Below are 18,702 nucleotides of genomic sequence, written 5' to 3' on the forward strand. Positions count from 1 at the left end.
CGCACCTGAAGGTGCCCCACGCACAGCCGCCATAAAGGCGCTAATGCCGATTGCTCGGTATTGCACGGCTGTTGTGTCCGACGATTTTTTGGGCGGCTAACCCCGTCGTTGAGTGACAACGACGGGCCGACACTAAAGTCCACTTTTAGCGGGTGCAACGAAAAGCAGGCGTCAGCAGTATCTTTGGGAAATGCCCTACAAGAAAGGGGCTTAGTCTGATTTTCTTAGCCGTTGGCTGTAACAGTGGATTACTGCTTCGTAACTCACAATAATTTTGCTATAACTTCGGGCCCCTCAATGGACTGAGCCTGATGATGTTTCGCGAATCCCTTCTTCTCATTGCCACCGCTGTCCTCCTGACGGCCTGTGGCGACGATGCTACCCGCTATGCAGTCTCCGATGAGCACTGCCAACCCGACTACCTGAAGACACTGCCTGCCGATGGCGCGCGGGATTCGCTGGTCGAAAAGTGCATGGCTCGATAGCGGGTCAACTTGCTCCAACCGCAAGACATGGAAGCGGCCACCCTACGTGGTCCCTTTTACTAATGGACGTTTTGAAGACAGAGGTCTCTATGCTCGCCAAGAAAATGCTGTTCGCAGGTCTGATCGCCACGCTCGCCGGGTGCGGGACGATTGGTAACAATGTCGTTTCGGATGCAGAACTTGCCCGCAAGGCCGCCTTTGCCCTGGATACCACGGCCGACCAGGTCACCATTTCCGATCGCTCCGGCGAAGTCTCCGGCGCCATCAACTTCGTTGCCGCTACCCGTGGCCGCAAGCACCAGTGCTATATCACCACAGTGATGGGCGCAGTGAGCTCCAGCGCCATCTGCTCGGGTGCCAATTCGGTAAACAGTGCCAACGCCGGTTCCAGTGCCGGTAACAGCAACTGCAATGCGCTGCAGAGTGCCGCTGGGCAATGCCGCTGAACTGACGCTCTCGCCAGCTCTGCACGAGGGCTGGCGGGAGAACGCGTGAGTGTGAATCTTTTTTTGTCCGCTGGGTCAAGTAATGAGTCCCTTCCGTCCGAGAGGTTCTCATGCACCCTTACACCGTACGTTATGTACTCAACGGCACTCCCTCCATTCACACCTTCGAACTCAAGCAGCCCAGCCTTGCCCTTCACGAGGCGGCGCTCCACTTGATGGTGTTGCACTTTGGCGATGGCGAGAACAGCCTGGTTATGCCGCCTGCCGATGCGGCCCCTGAAGAAATCCTGGCCCAAGCCGAGTTGCTCGGTTTGTCACAGATCGAGGTGGGCTGATCCTTTCCGTCGTCACAGGCGTTGGGTCCGCTTGGCAAAGCAGGCCCGCGTCTTCAGACTGGTGCGCGCAGTGCATCCCCTCGGCATGATGGCCAGCTGATTCGCTCTCGGCCGCGGTTGGAAACTCATAACTAAGGAAGGTCATGGCCTACCCGAGATGCATTAAATCGCTCATCCTGGTGCTGGCCGCGACCACGTTAGCCGCCTGCGTCCCCTGGAAGCGCGAGCGCGCCGCCTACGCCGACCTGTGCCAATCCGAATTCCAGTTCAAAGTCCCCGGCCCCAAAGGCGAAAGCACCCTCTACCTGGAAACCTACCTCTACGACCACTCCGCCCTATGGGGCGAGAAGCGATATGAGCAAACCCTGTACGTTCAATACCCGGGCGAAAAATACCCACGCCCCGAATTCTACGTCCAGCTCATCGCCTACAACAAAGACCGCCAACGCCCTTCAACCCACTCCAGCGGTGGCGAGCCGCCAATTCCGATCGTCTACGACAGCCGCCAGGCCTACATCACGTTCGAAGACGGCTCCCGCCTGAACGCGCGGCCCGAGCTTTACCTGGGCATCAACGAAACCTACGACTTTCCGGTCGTGTACGCACCCGCCGCACGCCCATCGCCTTACGACATCAACAGCGACGAAGTGCAGCGCAACATCCCCAAGATGACCAACAACAAGCGCTACGGCTCTGCCTATGTGATTTTCCAGACGGACAAGTTCGATGCCGATTCCAAATGGACCATCCACCTGGGCGCGCTCGAGGTGCAAGGCCAGAAGCTACCGATACCACCGCTGGAACTCTGCTACCACCCCGTGAAGAAGTGGATGGGTATCGAGCCTTTGATGCGGCCATGAGCTGATGGAATGTCCCAAAAATGACGATTGAAGCCTTCGCCCCGTACCAGCATCTTGCCGCCGAGCTGCTGAAGCATCTGCCAAGCGGGCAGCAGGACGGCTCCCACGACCTGTCCCACATCCATCGCGTATGGGTCAACGCTCAGCGAATCCGACAGGTAGAGGGCGGCGACCTTGAAGTGCTGTTCGCGGCCACGGTGCTGCACGATTGCGTGGCCGTGGAGAAGAATTCGCCACTTCGCGGGCAGGCATCGACGCTGTCGGCAGAAAAGGCCGCTTCAGTCCTGGCTGCCATGGGCTGGCCCGTGCAGCGTATCGAGCAGGTGGCGCATGCGGTCAAAGCCCACAGCTATTCGGCTGGCTTCGAGCCTTTGACGCTGGAGGCCAGAATTCTGCAAGACAGCGACCGCCTCGATGCGATTGGGGCGGTGGGTATCGCCCGGTGCTTCTATGTGGCGGGGCGCATGGGTTCGTCGCTGTACGATTTCACCAACCCCAGCGCGCAGGGTAGGGCGTATCAGGACACAACCTTCGCCATCGAGCACTTCCATACCAAGCTGCTGCAGCTTGCGTCAGGGTTCCAGACCGGCGAAGGGGCGCGGCTTGCGGCCTTACGTCATGCGAGGCTCCAAGCGTATCTCGACGATTTCATGGATGAAGTCGGTACGCTCGGCAATCTCGCTTGAACTGCCCAACAGCAGGTGTGCCTAACGAACATCACCCAGAGGGCAGCACCATGACCGAGCAGAAAGACGACCCAAAACAAAGCCAGGTACCGGCGCATTCCACGGAAGAGGAAAAGGCCAAGCTCAAGGACAGGAACAAGGACGGCATCCCGCCCGGCGCCGAGTGAAGCTCGCACCCTGAACCCTAAGCGCAACTGGAGAACGATCATGGCAATCGATCACAATGGCCCCGATGCCCCTTACCCAGGCCCCTCCGCGGGCGCACCCGATACCGGCGCAGGCCACGGCTCGGGGCTTGAGCAAGCCGAGTCCGAACCCAAGCAAGGCGTTGGTGAGAAATGGTCGCAGAACCGGCCCGAAGACTGGAACCCGCCACCTGGCAACCCCGGGTCGGATCAGGATGCCCAGGTCGAGCGGGATAACGGCACCGCGCGCACGGATGAGGACAAACTGCAGCAAGGCGGGAGCAGGGAAGGCGAAGTGCCGCTGCCTGCCGACGATCAGTCGCCGGTAGATGAAGAGATGAGAGATGTGGACGCAAACAATTCGGTTTCCAGCGAGCACCCGAAACCCCGCTGAGCAACGCGACGAGGGATCCAGTGATGAACATCGAGCAAACCGTAGCGGGCGGCGGTGACCGCGACATGCCCCCTTCACCCGACCCGGCAGTGGACCCTGACCACCCCACGGTCCCTGATCCGGATGACGATCCGCTGATGAATGAGGAAGAGGGCGGCGACCGGCAGGGGGCTGATGATGACGCGCAAACGGTCAGGCAAAGCACCCAAATGTAGGAGCGGCCCCATCCAGATCGAAGCGCTTGAGTCATCCGATTGAACGTTTCAGCACCCCGCGCCGTCGGTACTTCCGAGTCTTTCGCATTTGGAGGCAATCCCCATGAAGTACCGCGCACTCGGCAACACCGGCCTGCTCGTTTCCGAATTGGTCATCGGCACCGTCCCATTCGGTGGGCGGGGGGCGTTCGAAAAGACCGGTAGCGTCGATGTAACTCACGCCAGGCGCATGTTCGACATGGCCTTCGACGCCGGGGTGAACCTGGTCGACACCGCCGACCTTTACTCCCAAGGCCTGGCCGAGGAAATCGTCGGCCAGGCCCTGGGCCAGCGGCGCGATTCGATCATCCTGGCTAGCAAGGCGCGCAGCCCGATGGGCGACAACCCCAACGACAGCGGCGCCTCGCGCTACCACCTGATCCGCGCCTGCGAAGCCAGCCTCAAGCGCCTGGGCACTGACCATATCGACCTCTACCAGATCCACAACTGGGACGGCATCACGCCAGTGGAAGAAACGCTGTCGGCCCTGGACCACCTGGTGCAAAGCGGCAAAATCCGCTACTTCGGCACCTCCAACTACACCGCCTGGCAAATGATGAAAACCCTCGGCAGCGCCCAGCTCAACGGCTGGCAGCAACCCGTTTCCCAGCAGATCTACTACACCCCCGAAGCCCGCGAGGCCGAGTACGAGCTGCTGCCCATGGCGCTGGACCAGGGCTTCGCCACACTGGTGTGGGGGCCGTTGGGGGAGGGGTTGTTGACCGGCAAGGTGCGGCGCGGGCACAAAACGCCGGCCGGTACGCGCCAGGGCAATGACTGGCCAGAGCCCTACGTGCACGACAAAGAGCGTGCGTACGACATCATCGAAGCGCTGATCGAGGTTGGCCAGCGCCACGGCTGTTCGCCGGCACGGGTTTGCCTGGCTTGGCTCAAGGACCGGCCGGGCATTACCAGCGTGATCACCGCCGGGCGCACGGTGGAGCAGTTGCAAGACAACCTGCAGGCGGTGGAGCTGCTGCTGACGGCTGAAGACCAGCAGCAGATCGAGCGGGTGACGCGCATTGCGCCCCAGTACCCGTACTGGCACCGGATTGCGGCGGGGATGGACCGGATCGACCCGGCAGAGGCGCCGTTCATCGAGCTGCACCGGCAGACGATGAAGCTGCAATCGGAGTAAAAGGCTGAAGCGGCGGGGCGGCGCTTGTCATTCAAGGCTGCCCCGTGCCCGCCGTATCAGGCACCGCCGCGGAAACAGCTCACGCCCCATGCCGTAAGCTTGAATGGCAGATGAAAGTGCTCCCGGGTATCGCTAATGCCAAAGCGGTAAATCAGCTCGTCCATGAACGGCGTGTCGGGCAGTGCAGCACCCCGCGCCCGATAAAACGCCGCTACCTGAAGGCGCACCTCGTAAACACCCACAGCAAACCGCTCGCTGAGCTCATCCAGTTGCGGCAGCTGCCCGCGCTCATCTACGTGACCTTCAAGCATGGGCGCTTGCCCGACCGCGCCGATACTCACCGCCATCCCCTGCGCCACGCGCCCGCTGGCAATATCGACGACATGGATCGAAACACCCCCGTTCATTTCCAGAACCCGTCATGCGCGGTGGCCGCCTCGTCCTCAAGCATCGGGCCGTGCACGCTCACATCCCGCTGGCCACGGGCAAACACCTCGCGGCAGGGCAGGGAGAATGTCGGGTTCTCCGGATGCGCGCCGGTCAAGCCCAGCAGCGTGTGTTCCGACAGCGCGTACACCACGCGGCCGATGCCGGTCCAATAGACGGCGCCGGCACACATGCAGCAAGGCTCGGCACTGGTATAGAGCGTGCACTCGGCCAGCGCCTCAGGCGGCAGCGCTTTGGCGGCCAGGGCGGCGGCGACCAGTTCGGCGTGCTGGGTGGGGTCGCCTTCGGGTGGCATGGAGTTGTTGCCGGCGCTGGCGATCACCCGGCCGCTGGCATCGGCGACGATCGCCGCAAAAGGGTGGCGCCCGCGTTCGCGGGATTGCTCCGACAGGCGAATCGACTGGCGCAACAGGTCCAGGTCGAGGGCGCTAACGCCGCTGGCAGCTGGCTGGTTGGAAGTAGTCATGACGGCTCCTTGGGTAGGCAGGTGGTAAGCGCGCCGTTGGGCGCGCAGCAAAACGGGTCACTTGGCCACGCTGGCATCGGCGGCGTGCGGGCCAGTGGCCTTGTCGTTGTTGAGCAGCAGGTTGAGGGTGATGGCGGCGATGGCGCCGAGGAAGATGCCGCTTTCCAGCACCAGCTTCAGCGGGCCGCTCAGGTGGTGGAACAGCGCCGGGAACGACATCGGCAACACACCGATACTCACCGACACGGCGACGATGATGCCGTTGCGGGTGCCTTCGAAGCGCACGCGTGACAGCTCCTGGATGCCCGCCACGGTGGTCATGCCGAACATGACGATGGCGCAGCCGCCCAGCACCGGCGTGGGCACGGCGGCGATCAGTGCGCCGAGTTTCGGGAACAGGCCCATCAACACCATGATCGCGCCGGCGGCGGCCACCACGAAGCGGCTCTTGACGTTGGAAAGGGCGATCAGCCCGGTGTTCTGGGTGAAGGCGTTGTACGGGAAGCTGTTGAACAGGCCGCCGAGCATGGTCGAAAACCCGTCGGCGCGGAACGCGTTGCCGAGCGTGGCCTGGTCGGTGGGCTTGCCGACCAGTTTGCCGATGGCCAGGCAGTTGCCGGTGGTCTCAGCCATGATCACCAGCATCGCCAGCAGCATGATCAGGATCGGCACGCTGGAGAACTGCGGCGCACCAAAGGCCATCGGCGGGCTGAGTTCGAACCACGCGGCTTGGCCGACGTTGCCAAAGTGCGTCATGCCGAAGGCCGCCGCCAGCAGGCTGCCGCACACCAGGCCGATCAATACGCTGAGGTTGCCGATGAAGCCTGAAAAGCGTGCGTACACCACCAGCGTGATGGCCACGGTCGCCATGCCCAGCAGCAGGTTGGCAGGCTTGCCGAAGTCCGGCGCGTCGGGGTTGCCGCCACCCAGCCAGATGGCTGCTGCGGGCATCAGCGAGATGCCGATGATGGTGATCAGGCTGCCGATTACCACGGGCGGAAAGAACCGCAGCAGCCGGCTGAACAAGGGTGCGATGGCGATGGTGATGGCCCCGGCGGCGATCACCGCGCCAAACACCTCCTGCAGGCCGAACTGCTTGCCGATCATGATCATCGGCGCCAAAGCGATGAACGAGCAGCCCTGAATCAACGGCAGCCGCGCGCCGAAGCGCCAGAAGCCGAGGGTCTGGATCAGTGTGGCGATGCCGGAAGTGAACAGGTTGGCGTTGATCAGCGTAACGATCTGCGCCTGGGTCAGGCCCAGCGCGCTGCCGAGGATGAGCGGGACCGCGACGGCGCCGGCATACATCACCAGCACGTGCTGCAGGCCAAAGGTGAACAGCTGCCGCAGCGGTAACACTTCGTCCACAGCGTGGACCGGGGTTGGGCTCATGGCGTGAATCTCCTGTAGGTGCGGCTCTTTTCGTTGTTTTCGGCGCCTGGAGTGACACGCAGCGCAGGGAAGCACGGGCAGCTGCCAGCGTTGTCGAGGGGGATAATCCTGCGAAACAAGCGATGGAACAAATGAGTAACCATCGTTAGCATCGATGGTTCACGTCACCATGCGGGGGTTGGAGATGCGCTTTTCGCTGGAGCAATTGCAGGTGTTCGTCGCAGCGGTGCAGGCGGGGTCATTTTCCGCCGCAGCCAGGCGGCTGGGGCGTACTCAGTCGACGGTCAGTGCGGCGATCAGCAACCTGGAGGCCGATCTGGGCGTGGAGCTGTTCGACCGCAGCAGCCGCATCCCGGCATTGACTGCGGCTGGCCACAAATTGTTGTTGCGGGCGGAGGGTATTCTTGAACGTTGCTATGCCCTGGAGGGCAGCGCCGACAGCTTGGCGGAACAGGCGGAACCCGCGCTCACGTTGGCCATCGAGGTGCCTTACGGCTCGCTGATCCCGGCGCTGAAAGCGTTTGACGAGGCCTTCCCTTTTGTCGACCTGCTGATTCGCCACCCCGTGCACGGCGATGTGAGCGAAATGGTGCACAAGGGCGAGGCAGACCTGGGCATCGCTTTTTCCCAGCCGGGTTACCCGCCGACGCTGGCCTTCCAGCAGCTGGGCAAGCTGATCATGGCCCACGTCTGCCATGCCAGGCACCCGCTGGCGCAGCTGCAAACCTGCCCCTTCGCCGCCCTGCATGCCCACCGCCGCCTGGCGTTCTTCGGCCACGCCCAAAAGCTGCCCAGCAGCGAATACCTGCGCGCCGCGCAGGTGTGGCAGGCCGAGAGTTACCTGGCGCTGGTGGAGATGGTGCGCGGTGGCTTGGGCTGGGCGACGTTGCCGCGGCAGTTGGTGCAGCGCGAGCTTGATTCGGGGGAGCTCATCGAGCTGCAGCTGGAGGCCTATCCACATACCGACTGGCTGGTGGGCGTGGACCTGCTGTGGCATCAGAAGCGCCGGCCGGGCAGGGCGGCGCAGTGGTTGCGGGACTGCCTGCGGCGGACCAAGGTGTACGAGCTGGACCGGCGAGGTATGCCTACCACGCTGTAGGGCGCGCGTGATGTCTTCGCTGTCGTCTATATTTCAACGTACTTCGGATATCGCAAGGGATGCTCGTATGGCCAACTTCAAAACGTTGATTGCGCTATTCACGTCCGCTGCCCTGATAGTGGCGTCTGGTACTGCCTTGGCTGACCCAGGTAACGGCAAAGGTAATGACAAAGGGCAGGGGCAGGGGCAGGGCAAGGGCCAGGCTCAGCACGGCCATGGGCAAGGTAATGCGGGGGGTAAAAAGCCCGGTTCTGGCGATGCGGATTGGCATGGCGGGCCGTCCATCGATCGGGGTGATGTGCTCGGCATCCTCGGCGGTCACCGCAGCTACTGGAGCCCAGGCCCCGCCTTGCCACCTGGTATCCAGAAAAACCTGGCGCGGGGCAAGCCACTGCCGCCCGGTATCGCCAAAAAGCTCGATGGCCGGCTGCTGGGGCAACTGCCTCACTATGACGGCTACGAGTGGATGCAGGCCGGGGTGGACCTGATACTCGTGGCAGTTGCGACCGGGATCATCTACGAGGTCGTTAATGGGGCGTTCGATTGAGGCGCCAGATTGTAAAGAGTTGGAAAAGCTCCCACAGGCTGGCCGTCAGCGCATCTAGAATCCGCGCGCTGCCCAACCTGGCGTCAGGCAGGCAGCCGATCTTGCCTTTGGAGTTTTTCGATGAAGTTGAAACACGTTGCCCGCGCAGCTCTTGTCGCGGCTTTGGTATCTACCCTGTCGGGTTGCTGGATGTTCATGCCGCCGGGCGGCGGTGGCGGTGGTGGTGGGCACGGCGGTGGCCATGGCGGCTTTGGCATGGGTGGCCACGGCGGCGGCCCTCGCTGATTTCCGACCTTCAGCCTGTGTAATCGTGCAAAGCAGAATGGGCGCAGTGCGTTGCTGACTGTGTGGGAGCCGGGTTGCCGGCGATGCAGGCGCCGCAGTGTTTGGCACCGGCTTCGCCGGTGATCGCTGGCAAGCCAGCTCCCACAGTGTTTGCGCAGGCTATGCTGTTGTTTTACAAGCTCGCCCTGGCGCTGGTGCTGCTCACCGGCCTGGCTGGCTGCAAGGAAAGCGCCTGAAGCCTGCTACGGAGCGGGCTTGCACGCACCAGCCGCCACCAGCCCAAGTTTCACCACCCGCTCCTTATGGGCGCGGTTGGCCACCCCAAACGGCACATGCACCATCGGCAAATCCCCTGCGGCCGACATCAGGTGGCTGCGCTGGTCATCGAAGAACATGTGCGGTTTGAGAATCGACAGCACCCGGTCCTTCTCCATCCCGCCCAGGAAGAACGACTCATCCGGCGAAACGCCCCAGTTCTTCAACGTCGTCACCACCCGCTCATGGGACGGCGCATTGCGCGCGGTGACGATGGCAATGCGCAGAATGCGCTTGTAGTCCGGGTCTTGCGCCAGCTTGCGATCCTCCAACTGGCGAATCAGCGACAGCTTGCGATAAAGGTCCGCCAGCGGCCCCGGCTGGTGCGGGATGGCCTTGTGCGCATGCTCATGGGCCTGAAATTCATTCAGGTCCTGGCGCTGCTTGTACACGCTCTCCGCCTCGTCATCGGCAATTACCCCATCGAAGTCGAAGGCCACGCGCAGTTCGGTGTCGATTTCGTCATCGTAGATCTTGCTCGGCAATACAAGGCCGGCGGGGTAGTCCGCGTCAATGGCGCGCTGCACGTCGCCTTCGTGGGCACTCAGAAACAGTGACGCGTTGAACGCGGGAATGTACTCGTAGGGCGAACGGCCGGACATGAACGCCGCGCGGCTGATGTCCAGGCCATAATGGTCGATCGAGCGGAACACCCGCAGGCCGGTCTCGGGTGAGTTGCGCGAGAGCAGCACCACTTCCACCGGCAGCTGCTCCGGGAAAGCCTTGTTGATGCTCAGGAAGCGGCGGATGAAGGGGAAGGCGACGCCCTTGGGAAAGGGCACATCGAGGTTTGCTTCCTGGTGCAGGCGGTAGGCTTCTACACCATCGGTCTGGTAGATGTCGTCGGACACGGTCAGGTCGAACAAGGCGCTGGAGGCGACGCCGACGACGAGTTTCTGTTCGATGGGGTAGGGCATAGGGGGCTTCCTGAGGCAGAGGCGGGGTGAAGCTTGGCTCAATGTCGCGGCTATCAGTGATCAAGCCGCGCTTTGTGCATCACGATAGTACGCTCATCACCGTGATACTCATCGCGCACTTTGCAAAAGCCAAGCCCGGCATAAAAGCCTTCGGCAGTAATCGAGGAGGGCACCCACAAGCCTTTCAGCCCTTGGGCGATTGCACAGGCCTCGATCTCAAGCATCAGCCGCTTGCCAATGCCCTGCTGCTGATGGCCCGGATCGACAAATACGCTGCGCACCACACCTTGCTCAAGGCTGGCGGTGGCGACGACCTCATCCTCGAAAACCGCTACCAACACCAGGCGTCGGGCGAGCATTCCAAGTATCGCCGTGACGCTGAAAGAAGCCTCGATGCGCGCAATCGTCTGGGCATCGTAGTCCTGCGCATTGGTGTGGCGTAGCGCTGCAATCACTACGCGGCTGATGCCCGGGGCATCGGCTGCTACCGCCCGGCGGACATGGCAATCCATCGCGTGTCTCCCTGTGCAAAGTCTCTGGCTGCTTTTTACGCCGGCATCATCTGCCAGGGCCAAGCGTGTATCGCAACTAACTGTCGTGACCTACCTGATTACAGAGAGGTTGAACGAACCATCCAGGTTGCATTCCTGGTGATCCCCGCCCATACCCTCTGGCAAAAACGCCGTGAGGTCATAGGGCAGCAGCACCGTATCCAACGCAAACGAGAAGGGCACGTCTACCAGGCCTATCCAGGCGCCTTCGTTGCGGGTGGCGAAATTCCAGCCAAAACGCGTGCCCGGATACACACAGCGCTCGCCATCAAGGTGGGTCAACAGGCTCCAGCAGCCGCTGAGCATGAGTGCCAACGCCAGCACTAAGCCTCTGGCAATCCATCGCATCATAGGTCGAACTTCCGTTTCATCGTTTTGGTCATCCTGTCGGCGTCCTTGACGGCCGGCAGTGTACCTTACCGGTCGCTGATCTGAATCAACCCCGTCCACCAATCCACCACTATGCTGAAGCCTTCAACCCACGCTCAATCAGGTAAACAAGGAGGCCTCCATGAAAGCTGCAGTTGTTGCCAAAGGGCAGCGCGTCGACGTGGTGGAAAAGACCCTGCGCCCGCTCGCGCACGGCGAAGCGCTGTTGAAGATGCAGTGCTGTGGTGTGTGCCACACCGATTTGCACGTCAAGAACGGCGATTTCGGTGACAAGACTGGCGTGATCCTCGGCCACGAGGGCATTGGCGTGGTCGTGGAAGTGGGGCCGGGCGTCACCTCGCTCAAGCCGGGGGACCGGGCCAGTGTGGCGTGGTTTTTCCAGGGCTGCGGGCATTGCGAGTATTGCAACAGTGGTAACGAAACGCTGTGCCGCGAGGTGAAGAACTCCGGGTACACCGTCGACGGCGGCATGGCCGAGGCCTGCATCGTGGTGGCCGACTACGCAGTAAAAGTGCCGGACGGGCTCGACTCCGCGGCGGCCAGCAGCATCACCTGCGCGGGTGTGACCACCTACAAGGCGGTGAAGTCGTCGAACATCCGGCCTGGGCAGTGGATTGCCATCTATGGCCTCGGCGGCCTGGGCAACCTGGCGCTGCAGTATGCGAAAAATGTGTTCAATGCGCGGGTCATCGCGATTGATGTCAATGATGAGCAACTGGCGTTCGCCCGCGAGATGGGGGCCGACCTGGTGGTCAATGCGCGCACTGAAGATGTGGCCAAAGTGATCCAGGCTAAAACCGGTGGCGCACATGCTGCCGTGGTAACGGCGGTGTCGAAAAGCGCCTTCAACTCGGCGGTCGATGCGCTGCGTGCCGGTGGCCGGCTGGTAGCTGTGGGCTTGCCGCCAGAGGCCATGAGCCTGGACATTCCACGCCTGGTACTCGACGGCATCGAGGTGGTCGGCTCGCTGGTCGGTACCCGGCAGGATCTGGCGGAGGCCTTCGAGTTTGCGGCGCAAGGCAAGGTGGTGCCGAAAGTGACACTGCGGCCGATCGAAGACATCAACGACATCTTCGAGGAAATGCTGGAGGGGAAGATCAAGGGCCGCATGGTGATCAACTTCGCGGATTGAGGTAGCGGCAGCCCGCTCCCACAACTGTGCAGCTAAATCAGCACTGAGCCAGCGCAGATAGTGTGGGAGCCGGCTTGCCGGCGATCACCGGCGCAGCCGGTGCCATCCAATGAGGCACCTGCTTCGCCGGCAAGCTGGCGCCCACAAAGCGAAAGCGCAGCCTACTTCGCCTGCCCGCGGTCCAGCGCCTGTGCCACGGCATTCACGAATACCGCCTGCTCGTCATACAACGAGCTCGGCGTTTCGGCATTCTTCCAGGTCGACCACTGCACCACCACCAGGTGCTCGGCGGGGTTGATGGCAATGGTCTGGCCGAAGATCCCCAACGCCCAGAACGTCTGGTCGCTGTGCGCCGTTTTCTTCGGCTCGGCCTTGGCATCCGGCGCGGGCGCGTTGTACCACCACTGGTAGCCGTATTGCCCGTTCGGCGCTGCGGCGGTCACCGAGCCTTTGGCCTGGGTCCAGTGCGTGGAGCGCGCAATCCAGTCATCCGGCAGCAGCTTCTCACCGCCCGGCAACTGGCCGCCGCTGAGCACGAATTGGCCGAACCGGCCCCAGTCGCGCAGGGTAGCGTTGAAACCGTGGCCGCCCATGTCGACCTTGCCGGGCACCAGCGCGTGCCACACGCCGTCCTGTTGCATGGCATAGCGGCTCCAGACTTGCTTCTCCAGGTAGTGGGCGATGGTCTGGCCGGTGGCGTTTTCCAGCACCCGGCCCACCAGCCAGGCGCCACCCGTGTTGTACGACCAGACCTCGCCAGGCTTGACCCCCGGCTTGCGCTTCACCGAGCGCACCAGGTTGAGTACGCACTGGTACGGGTCGGGTTTGGCTTCGCACTGGGTCATGTGCGAGAAGTCGGAATCCTTCGACGCGTAGTTCTCGTCCCAGACCACCCCGGAGGTGTGTTGCATCAGCTGGTGCAGGGTCACGTCTGCCCAGGCACTTCCTTTGAGTTCGGGGACGTACTGGGTGATCTTGTCGTCCACCGATTTGATCTTGCCTTCCTTGATGGCCACGCCCACCAGCACGCTGACCACCGACTTGGCCACCGAGCGTGAGGTCCACAACGTCTGCGCGGTATTGCCTTGCGCATAGTGCTCATAGGCCACCTTGCCATCCTTGAGCACCAGCAGGCCGGTCACGCTTTGATTATGCAGGTAGTCGGCCAGGCCTTGGGGCTTGCCATCCAGGGTGTAGCGCACATCAGCGAGCTTGTGGTCGGCTTCGGGCAGCGGGTAGGGCTTGGCGCCATGGGTGGCGAAGACGTCACCGCCGTACAGGCGGTAGGTGTTGCGAAAACCCACCACGCGGGTGGCCTGGTCCCAGGTGAGCATGTCCTTGGCGGCGGGCAGCACCTTGTCGAAGGGTTGCGGGCACGTCTGCAGCCCGGGCACGCCGCACGGCCCCTTGGCGTCGTCGGCATGCACCGCGCCGGTCATGGCGGCCAGCACGGACAACACGGTGAAGGATCGTTTTATTGTTGGTATCGCCAGCATGGGCGGCTCCTCGTTGGGCGTGGAAGTACGCCTTGCGAGTGTCGAGAACTTGCGGGGCGCGGAAAAGCACAATAAATTTTCAGCCACTATTAAAAAAACTGACAGCCCAAGGACGTTCAAACATGACGATTGACCGGCTGCCACCGCTGAATGCGGTGCGCGCCTTCGAAGCGGCTGCGCGTTTGGGCAGTTACGTGGCGGCGGCCCGCGCGTTGCACGTCACCCAGCCAGCGATTGGCCGGCACGTGAAAATCCTCGAAGACTGGCTGGGCGTACGCCTGCTCGACCGTTCGCCGCGTGGCGTCAGCCTGACCCAGGACGGTGCGCACTATTACCAGGCGGTGGCCGAGTCGTTGCAGCTGCTGGCAGACGCCGGCATGCGCTGCGGGCGGCGCAGTGCCGAGCGCTGGTTGCGCATCATGTGTGTGCCGGCGTTCGCGTCGCGCTGGCTGACGCCGCGCATCGAAGCACTGCGTGCACTGCGCCCGGAACTGAAAATTGCCATTGAACCCAACGCCACTTTCACCAGCGTCGATGCCCGCCAGGCCGACCTTGGGATTGCCTATGGCCTGCCTGGGGAGTTGGCCGGCGTGCGCGAGGTATTGATACGCCCGCAAGTGTTTGCCGTGTGTTCGCCAAGCTACCGGGCGCAGTTGCCCGCGCAGCTATCCGTTCGCGACTTGCCCCGCTGCAAGCTCATCCATGTCGACGACGGCAACTGGTGGAGCAGCTGGTTTGCCGCCCAGGGCATCCGGGTGAGGGCCAAGGCCGATACTTCGCACATGAGCAATGACATCGTGCTGAACCTGGCGCAAAGCGGGCACGGGGTTGCCTTGGCCACCGACGTGCTGGTCGGGCGCGAATTGGCGGCGGGGAGCCTGGTGCGCTGTGTGGAGCAGGGCGTACCGCTGGAGAGTTACCAGGTGCTCGCACCTTCGCCAATGCTGGGTGAGGATGCGTTGTGGTTCATCGAATGGCTGAGGGCGAGCCTGCGCGAGGCTTACCCCGCAGCTGTGGTATGAAGCAATTTGTCACCAGGTGATTGGCTGGCCATCCCACCCCCAGAAGCTGCCACTGTCCGCCGGCCCATGGCGGGCAATCTGTTCAAGGATGCACTGCGCGGCAAAGGCTGGCTCGAACAGTTGTTCAGCGGGCACGTTAGCCTGAAACGGCTGCGACAGGCCGGTGTCGGTGGTGCCGGGGTGAAGTAACAGCACCGTGGACGCGGGGTTGAGGCGTTTGAGCTCGATGCTCGCGGTGTGCAGCAACTGGTTCAGCGCCGCCTTGCTGGCGCGGTAGCTGTACCAACCGCCCAGGCGATTGTCACCGATCGAACCCACGCGCGCTGAAAGGGCGGCGAAGGTGCAAGGTTGCTTGCGCAACAATGGCAGCAGGTGTTTGAGCAACAGTATCGGGGCGAAGGCGTTGGTGGCGAAGCTGGCCTGCAGGCTTGCCAGGTCAAGTTGCGCCAGGGCCTTTTCCGCTTTCGCACCGTCCTGCTGCAGGATCCCCAAGGTGCAGATCACCCAATCAAGGTGGGTACAGTGTCGGCCAACTTCCTGCGCAAGCGCGGCGAGCGACGGTTCGCTGCGGGCGTCGCAATCCACCCGAACCAGGCGCTCGCCATGGGTCGAGGCGAGGGCTGCCAGCGACGCCTCGCCGCTGGCCTGGCGCGACACTGCCCACACCTGCCCCACGTCGGCACGGGCAAGCAGCTGCGTACAGAGCGCCAAGCCGATGCCCTGGCTGGCGCCACAGATGAGTACCTTCAGCGCCATGGCGCTGTGCCTACTCGCGCTCGAGCCGCTTGAGCAGCGCCTTGGCCACACCCTCCGAGGAGGCAGGGTTTTGCCCGGTGATCAGGTGGCCGTCCTCCACCACGTAGCTTGCCCAGTCTGCAGCCTTGGAGTACTCGCCGCCTTTGCTCTTGAGCATGTCTTCGACCAGAAACGGCACCACTTGGGTAAGGCCAACGGCGTCTTCCTCGCTGTTGGCGAAGCCGGTCACTTGCTTGCCCTTGACCACTGGGTGGCCGTCCGGTGCGTTGACGTGCTTGAACACGCCCGGTGCATGGCAGACGGCGGCAATCGGCTTGTTGGAGGCGTAAAAGGCTTCCAGCAGCGTTTTGGAATCCTTGTCCTCGGCCAGGTCCCACAGCGGCCCATGGCCACCGGGGTAGAACACCGCGTCGAAGTTGTAAGGGTCGATTTCGCTCAGCGGCACCGTGTCGGCCAGCGCCATTTGCCCTTCGGTGTCGGTGCGAAAACGCCGGGTGGCGTCGGTCTGCGCGTCGTCCTCGTCGCTCTTTGGGTCCAGGGGTGGCTGGCCGCCCTTGGGCGAGGCCAGGGTGACGTCGGCGTTGGCGTCGATGAACACGTAGTAGGGGGCGGCGAACTCTTCCAGCCAGAAGCCGGTTTTTTTGCCGGTATCACCCAACTGATCGTGGGATGTCAGCACCATCAGGATCTTTTTCATCAGAGCCAGTCCTCCAAGCGTGAATGGGCAGCGCGCCGTTCGCCCTGCATTACTGTGGGAGGCCGCAGTTGGGCAGACGTTCCCTGCGCGGGTCGTTTCAGGTGGACTATCGATGCTGCCGCATGGCCATGTGTCATGCCAGCACCAGCGGCCACCCCTGGTGATTGGCAACCATGAAGTCCACGAACACCCGTACCCGCGCCGGCATTGCCGGGCCGCCGACGAACACGGCGTGGATCGGCTCCCGGTCGCCGGGGTTGTAAGCCTCCAGCAGCGGCACCAGTTCGCCGCTTCGCAGCTCGTCGGCCACGGTAAAGGTACCGATCCGCGCAATGCCGGCCCCCACCTTGGCCATTTGCGCCAGCGCCTCGCCGCTGCTGCACTCGATGTTGCCGGCCACCTTCAGCGAAAACGCCTGCCCCTCGCGAACGAACGGCCATTCGGACACCGCACGGCGGAAGTTGAAACGCAGGCAGTTGTGCCGGGCCAGGTCTTCAGGTTGCTGGGGTGCACCGCAGCGTTCGAGGTACGCGGGCGAGGCGACGATGACTTCGCCGGTGTCGCCAATGAAGCGAGCACTCAGCGAGCTGTCCGGCAGATGGCCGAAGCGCAAGGCGACATCGGCCTGGCCGCCGAGAATGTCGGTGACCTCGTCACTCAGCGTCAGGTCGACCAGCACTTGCGGGTAGAGGGCGCTGAACGCGGCCACCAGCGGCACCACGGTCTGCCTGCCGTGACCAAGCGCGGCGCTGACCCTCAGCCGGCCCCGGGGCACGCCTTGGTCGGTGATGGCTTCTTCGACTTCGACCATGTCGGCCAGGATGCGCCGTGCCCCGTGCAGGTAGGCGTCGCCCTCGGCGGTCAGGGTGATCGCCCGGGTGGTGCGCAACAGCAGGCGCGTGCCCAGGCGTTGTTCGGTGCGGGCGATGATGCGGCTGACGGCCGACGGTGTCAGGCCGAGTGCACGCGCGGCTGCCGACAGGCTGCCTTCGTCCACCACCTTGGCAAATACCTCCATCTCGCCGGATCGGCCGTTGTAGTCCATTTGTGCCTCTTGCGCAAAGGTGGTTGCCAGAAATGCGGTCTAGTGCTTTGAAAGCTCGAATCGTAGCATTCCACGCACAGATTAGGAGCTTTGCCATGCGTATCAATCCACCTCTCGTCGCACTCTCCGTCGGTGCCTTCGGCATCGGCGTCACCGAGTTCGCACCCATGGGCATGCTGCCCAGTATCGCCGCCGACCTCGGCGTGTCGATCCCCGCTGCGGGGCTGCTCGTCAGCGCCTACGCCATTGGCGTGCTGATCGGCGCTCCACTGATGACATTGGCCACCGGCAAGATCCCGCGGCGGTATCTGCTGATCGGGCTGATGGCGATTTTCACCTTGGGCAACCTGATGTCGGCGCTGGCCACCGATTACCAGAGCCTGCTGATCGCCCGCGTGGTCACATCGCTCAACCATGGCGCGTTCTTTGGCGTCGGCTCTATCGTCGCGGCCAGCCTGGTAGCGCCGGAAAAACGCGCCGGGGCCGTGGCGGCAATGTTCATGGGGCTGACACTGGCCACCATTGGCGGCGTGCCGATGGCGACCTGGTTCGGCGAGCTGATGGGCTGGCGTACCGCATTCTGGGGCATTGCCGGCCTGGGTTTGGTGACGATGGTGGCGCTGTGGTTTGCCTTGCCCAACCTTAAGCTGCCTGCCAGCGATGGCGCGCTGGCCGAAATCCGCGTGCTGGCCCGCGGGCCGGTGCTGTCGGCGTTGGCGCTGACGGTGGTGGGCTCCAGTGCGATGTTCACGGTGTTCACCTATATCGCGCCCATCCTGCACAGCGAGGCCGGCGCCTCGACCACCTTCATCACGGCCATGCTGGTGCTGTTCGGTGTCGGCCTGACCTTGGGGAACGTGTGGGGTGGCAAGGCAGCGGACCGTTCGGTCGACCGCACCTTGATCGTCTCGCTGGCGGTGCTGATTGCGGTGTTGCTGGTGTTCCCGCTGGTGCTGGGCTGGCCGCTGCCGACGGCCGTGGCCATCCTGGTCTGGGGCGCGGCCAGCTTCGCGCTGGTGCCGCCGCTGCAGATGCGTGTGATGGAAGCCGCCAAGGACGCGCCTAACCTGGCGTCGGCGGTGAACATCGGTGCGTTCAACCTGGGCAATGCCATCGGGGCTGCATTGGGTGGTGCGGTGATCAATGCGGGGTTGGGGTATCCGGCGATTTCCGTCGCAGGGGCGACGATGGCGGGGCTGGGGCTGCTGATGACAGTGGCCTGGCGTGCACGGCCGCAAACGCTGGCGAGCCAGCTGTCATAGGTCTTCACAAACCTTACAGAGGTAGCAGGGGACATTGTGGGAGCCGGCTTGCCGGCGATGCAGGCACCGCGGTGAATGGCACCGGCTTTGCCGGTGATCG

Annotated in this window: 24 protein-coding genes; 14 read left to right on the top strand and 10 right to left on the bottom strand. The window is 63.1% G+C overall.

Features of this window, described 5'->3' with window-relative positions:
* The first annotated feature begins 314 nt into the window (after positions 1-314).
* From trbK to ACFY68_RS11120, 8 genes are all read left to right on the top strand, one after another.
* Positions 315-485 (top strand): entry exclusion lipoprotein TrbK, encoded by a 171-nt coding sequence (trbK, locus tag ACFY68_RS11085; RefSeq protein ID WP_346612528.1) that lies wholly within the window; start codon positions 315-317, stop codon positions 483-485.
* Between the two features lie 89 nt (positions 486-574).
* The gene (locus ACFY68_RS11090) at positions 575-931 is read left to right on the top strand and encodes a hypothetical protein (RefSeq protein ID WP_346612206.1); all 357 of its coding nucleotides are present in this window, start codon (positions 575-577) and stop codon (positions 929-931) included.
* Between the two features lie 110 nt (positions 932-1,041).
* Positions 1,042-1,266, top strand: a complete 225-nt coding sequence (locus ACFY68_RS11095) for a hypothetical protein (protein ID WP_387526799.1) — start codon at positions 1,042-1,044, stop codon at positions 1,264-1,266.
* 143 nt (positions 1,267-1,409) lie between these two features.
* Positions 1,410-2,126, top strand: a complete 717-nt coding sequence (locus tag ACFY68_RS11100; RefSeq protein WP_387526802.1) for a hypothetical protein — start codon at positions 1,410-1,412, stop codon at positions 2,124-2,126.
* Positions 2,127-2,146: 20 nt separating this feature from the next.
* Positions 2,147-2,812 carry an HD domain-containing protein gene (locus tag ACFY68_RS11105; protein WP_387526805.1) on the top strand — a complete coding sequence of 222 codons (666 nt, stop codon included), beginning with the start codon at positions 2,147-2,149 and terminating at the stop codon, positions 2,810-2,812.
* A gap of 207 nt (positions 2,813-3,019) precedes the next feature.
* Positions 3,020-3,391, top strand: a complete 372-nt coding sequence (locus ACFY68_RS11110; RefSeq protein ID WP_387526808.1) for a hypothetical protein — start codon at positions 3,020-3,022, stop codon at positions 3,389-3,391.
* 23 nt (positions 3,392-3,414) lie between these two features.
* Positions 3,415-3,606 (top strand): hypothetical protein, encoded by a 192-nt coding sequence (locus ACFY68_RS11115; RefSeq protein ID WP_387526811.1) that lies wholly within the window; start codon positions 3,415-3,417, stop codon positions 3,604-3,606.
* A 103-nt stretch (positions 3,607-3,709) separates the two neighbouring features.
* Positions 3,710-4,783 carry an aldo/keto reductase gene (locus ACFY68_RS11120; RefSeq protein WP_387526814.1) on the top strand — a complete coding sequence of 358 codons (1,074 nt, stop codon included), beginning with the start codon at positions 3,710-3,712 and terminating at the stop codon, positions 4,781-4,783.
* 56 nt (positions 4,784-4,839) lie between these two features.
* Here the strand turns inward: ACFY68_RS11120 and ACFY68_RS11125 are convergent, their stop codons facing one another.
* Genes ACFY68_RS11125 through ACFY68_RS11135 form a run of 3 tightly spaced genes read right to left on the bottom strand, consistent with a single transcriptional unit; the run spans position 4,840 to position 7,088 of the window.
* Entirely contained in the window at positions 4,840-5,190 is a 351-nt protein-coding gene (locus ACFY68_RS11125) for a hydroxyisourate hydrolase (RefSeq protein ID WP_387526817.1), read from the bottom strand.
* Positions 5,187-5,696 carry a nucleoside deaminase gene (locus tag ACFY68_RS11130; RefSeq protein WP_387526820.1) on the bottom strand — a complete coding sequence of 170 codons (510 nt, stop codon included), beginning with the start codon at positions 5,694-5,696 and terminating at the stop codon, positions 5,187-5,189. Before ACFY68_RS11130 ends, ACFY68_RS11125 begins: the two co-directional genes overlap by 4 nt.
* A gap of 57 nt (positions 5,697-5,753) precedes the next feature.
* On the bottom strand, positions 5,754-7,088 hold the full coding sequence (locus ACFY68_RS11135) for a nucleobase:cation symporter-2 family protein (RefSeq protein WP_338744461.1): 1,335 nt from the start codon (positions 7,086-7,088) through the stop codon (positions 5,754-5,756).
* Between the two features lie 184 nt (positions 7,089-7,272).
* On the opposite strand from ACFY68_RS11135, the gene ACFY68_RS11140 reads away from it, so the two are divergent.
* The 3 genes from ACFY68_RS11140 to ACFY68_RS11150 all read left to right on the top strand — a co-directional run bounded on the left by ACFY68_RS11140 (position 7,273) and on the right by ACFY68_RS11150 (position 9,019).
* Complete coding sequence (locus ACFY68_RS11140; RefSeq protein ID WP_387526823.1) at positions 7,273-8,187, top strand: LysR family transcriptional regulator; 915 nt, start codon at positions 7,273-7,275, stop codon at positions 8,185-8,187.
* Between the two features lie 67 nt (positions 8,188-8,254).
* Complete coding sequence (locus ACFY68_RS11145; RefSeq protein ID WP_387526826.1) at positions 8,255-8,734, top strand: anti-virulence regulator CigR family protein; 480 nt, start codon at positions 8,255-8,257, stop codon at positions 8,732-8,734.
* A gap of 120 nt (positions 8,735-8,854) precedes the next feature.
* Positions 8,855-9,019: a hypothetical protein gene (locus tag ACFY68_RS11150; RefSeq protein WP_346612217.1), complete on the top strand. Its 165-nt coding sequence runs from the start codon at positions 8,855-8,857 to the stop codon at positions 9,017-9,019.
* 242 nt (positions 9,020-9,261) lie between these two features.
* Here ACFY68_RS11150 and ACFY68_RS11155 read toward each other — a convergent pair whose 3' ends face one another.
* The 3 genes from ACFY68_RS11155 to ACFY68_RS11165 all read right to left on the bottom strand — a co-directional run bounded on the left by ACFY68_RS11155 (position 9,262) and on the right by ACFY68_RS11165 (position 11,153).
* Complete coding sequence (locus ACFY68_RS11155; protein WP_387526829.1) at positions 9,262-10,251, bottom strand: 5'-nucleotidase; 990 nt, start codon at positions 10,249-10,251, stop codon at positions 9,262-9,264.
* A 53-nt stretch (positions 10,252-10,304) separates the two neighbouring features.
* Positions 10,305-10,763 carry a GNAT family N-acetyltransferase gene (locus ACFY68_RS11160; RefSeq protein WP_387527141.1) on the bottom strand — a complete coding sequence of 153 codons (459 nt, stop codon included), beginning with the start codon at positions 10,761-10,763 and terminating at the stop codon, positions 10,305-10,307.
* Positions 10,764-10,853: 90 nt separating this feature from the next.
* Positions 10,854-11,153: a YceK/YidQ family lipoprotein gene (locus ACFY68_RS11165; RefSeq protein WP_387526832.1), complete on the bottom strand. Its 300-nt coding sequence runs from the start codon at positions 11,151-11,153 to the stop codon at positions 10,854-10,856.
* A gap of 160 nt (positions 11,154-11,313) precedes the next feature.
* On the opposite strand from ACFY68_RS11165, the gene adhP reads away from it, so the two are divergent.
* Positions 11,314-12,324, top strand: coding sequence for an alcohol dehydrogenase AdhP (gene adhP / locus ACFY68_RS11170; protein WP_387526835.1), 1,011 nt, complete (start codon positions 11,314-11,316; stop codon positions 12,322-12,324).
* 161 nt (positions 12,325-12,485) lie between these two features.
* Here adhP and ACFY68_RS11175 read toward each other — a convergent pair whose 3' ends face one another.
* Positions 12,486-13,820, bottom strand: coding sequence for a serine hydrolase domain-containing protein (locus tag ACFY68_RS11175; RefSeq protein WP_387526838.1), 1,335 nt, complete (start codon positions 13,818-13,820; stop codon positions 12,486-12,488).
* 122 nt (positions 13,821-13,942) lie between these two features.
* Between ACFY68_RS11175 and ACFY68_RS11180 the strand changes: the two genes are divergently transcribed.
* A complete protein-coding gene (locus tag ACFY68_RS11180) occupies positions 13,943-14,842 on the top strand; it encodes a LysR substrate-binding domain-containing protein (RefSeq protein ID WP_387526841.1) in 900 nt (299 codons plus the stop codon).
* 9 nt (positions 14,843-14,851) lie between these two features.
* On the opposite strand, the gene ACFY68_RS11185 is transcribed toward ACFY68_RS11180, so the two are convergent.
* The 3 genes from ACFY68_RS11185 to ACFY68_RS11195 form a co-directional block, all read right to left on the bottom strand.
* A complete protein-coding gene (locus ACFY68_RS11185; RefSeq protein ID WP_387526844.1) occupies positions 14,852-15,598 on the bottom strand; it encodes an SDR family NAD(P)-dependent oxidoreductase in 747 nt (248 codons plus the stop codon).
* 10 nt (positions 15,599-15,608) lie between these two features.
* Positions 15,609-16,295, bottom strand: a complete 687-nt coding sequence (locus ACFY68_RS11190; protein ID WP_346612232.1) for a type 1 glutamine amidotransferase domain-containing protein — start codon at positions 16,293-16,295, stop codon at positions 15,609-15,611.
* Between the two features lie 133 nt (positions 16,296-16,428).
* On the bottom strand, positions 16,429-17,340 hold the full coding sequence (locus ACFY68_RS11195) for a LysR family transcriptional regulator (protein ID WP_387526847.1): 912 nt from the start codon (positions 17,338-17,340) through the stop codon (positions 16,429-16,431).
* 95 nt (positions 17,341-17,435) lie between these two features.
* Between ACFY68_RS11195 and ACFY68_RS11200 the strand changes: the two genes are divergently transcribed.
* Positions 17,436-18,602 (top strand): MFS transporter, encoded by a 1,167-nt coding sequence (locus ACFY68_RS11200; RefSeq protein ID WP_387526850.1) that lies wholly within the window; start codon positions 17,436-17,438, stop codon positions 18,600-18,602.
* Positions 18,603-18,702: the final 100 nt, after the last annotated feature.

The organism is Pseudomonas sp. NPDC012596 (genome assembly GCF_042902325.1).
Lineage (GTDB): Bacteria > Pseudomonadota > Gammaproteobacteria > Pseudomonadales > Pseudomonadaceae > Aquipseudomonas.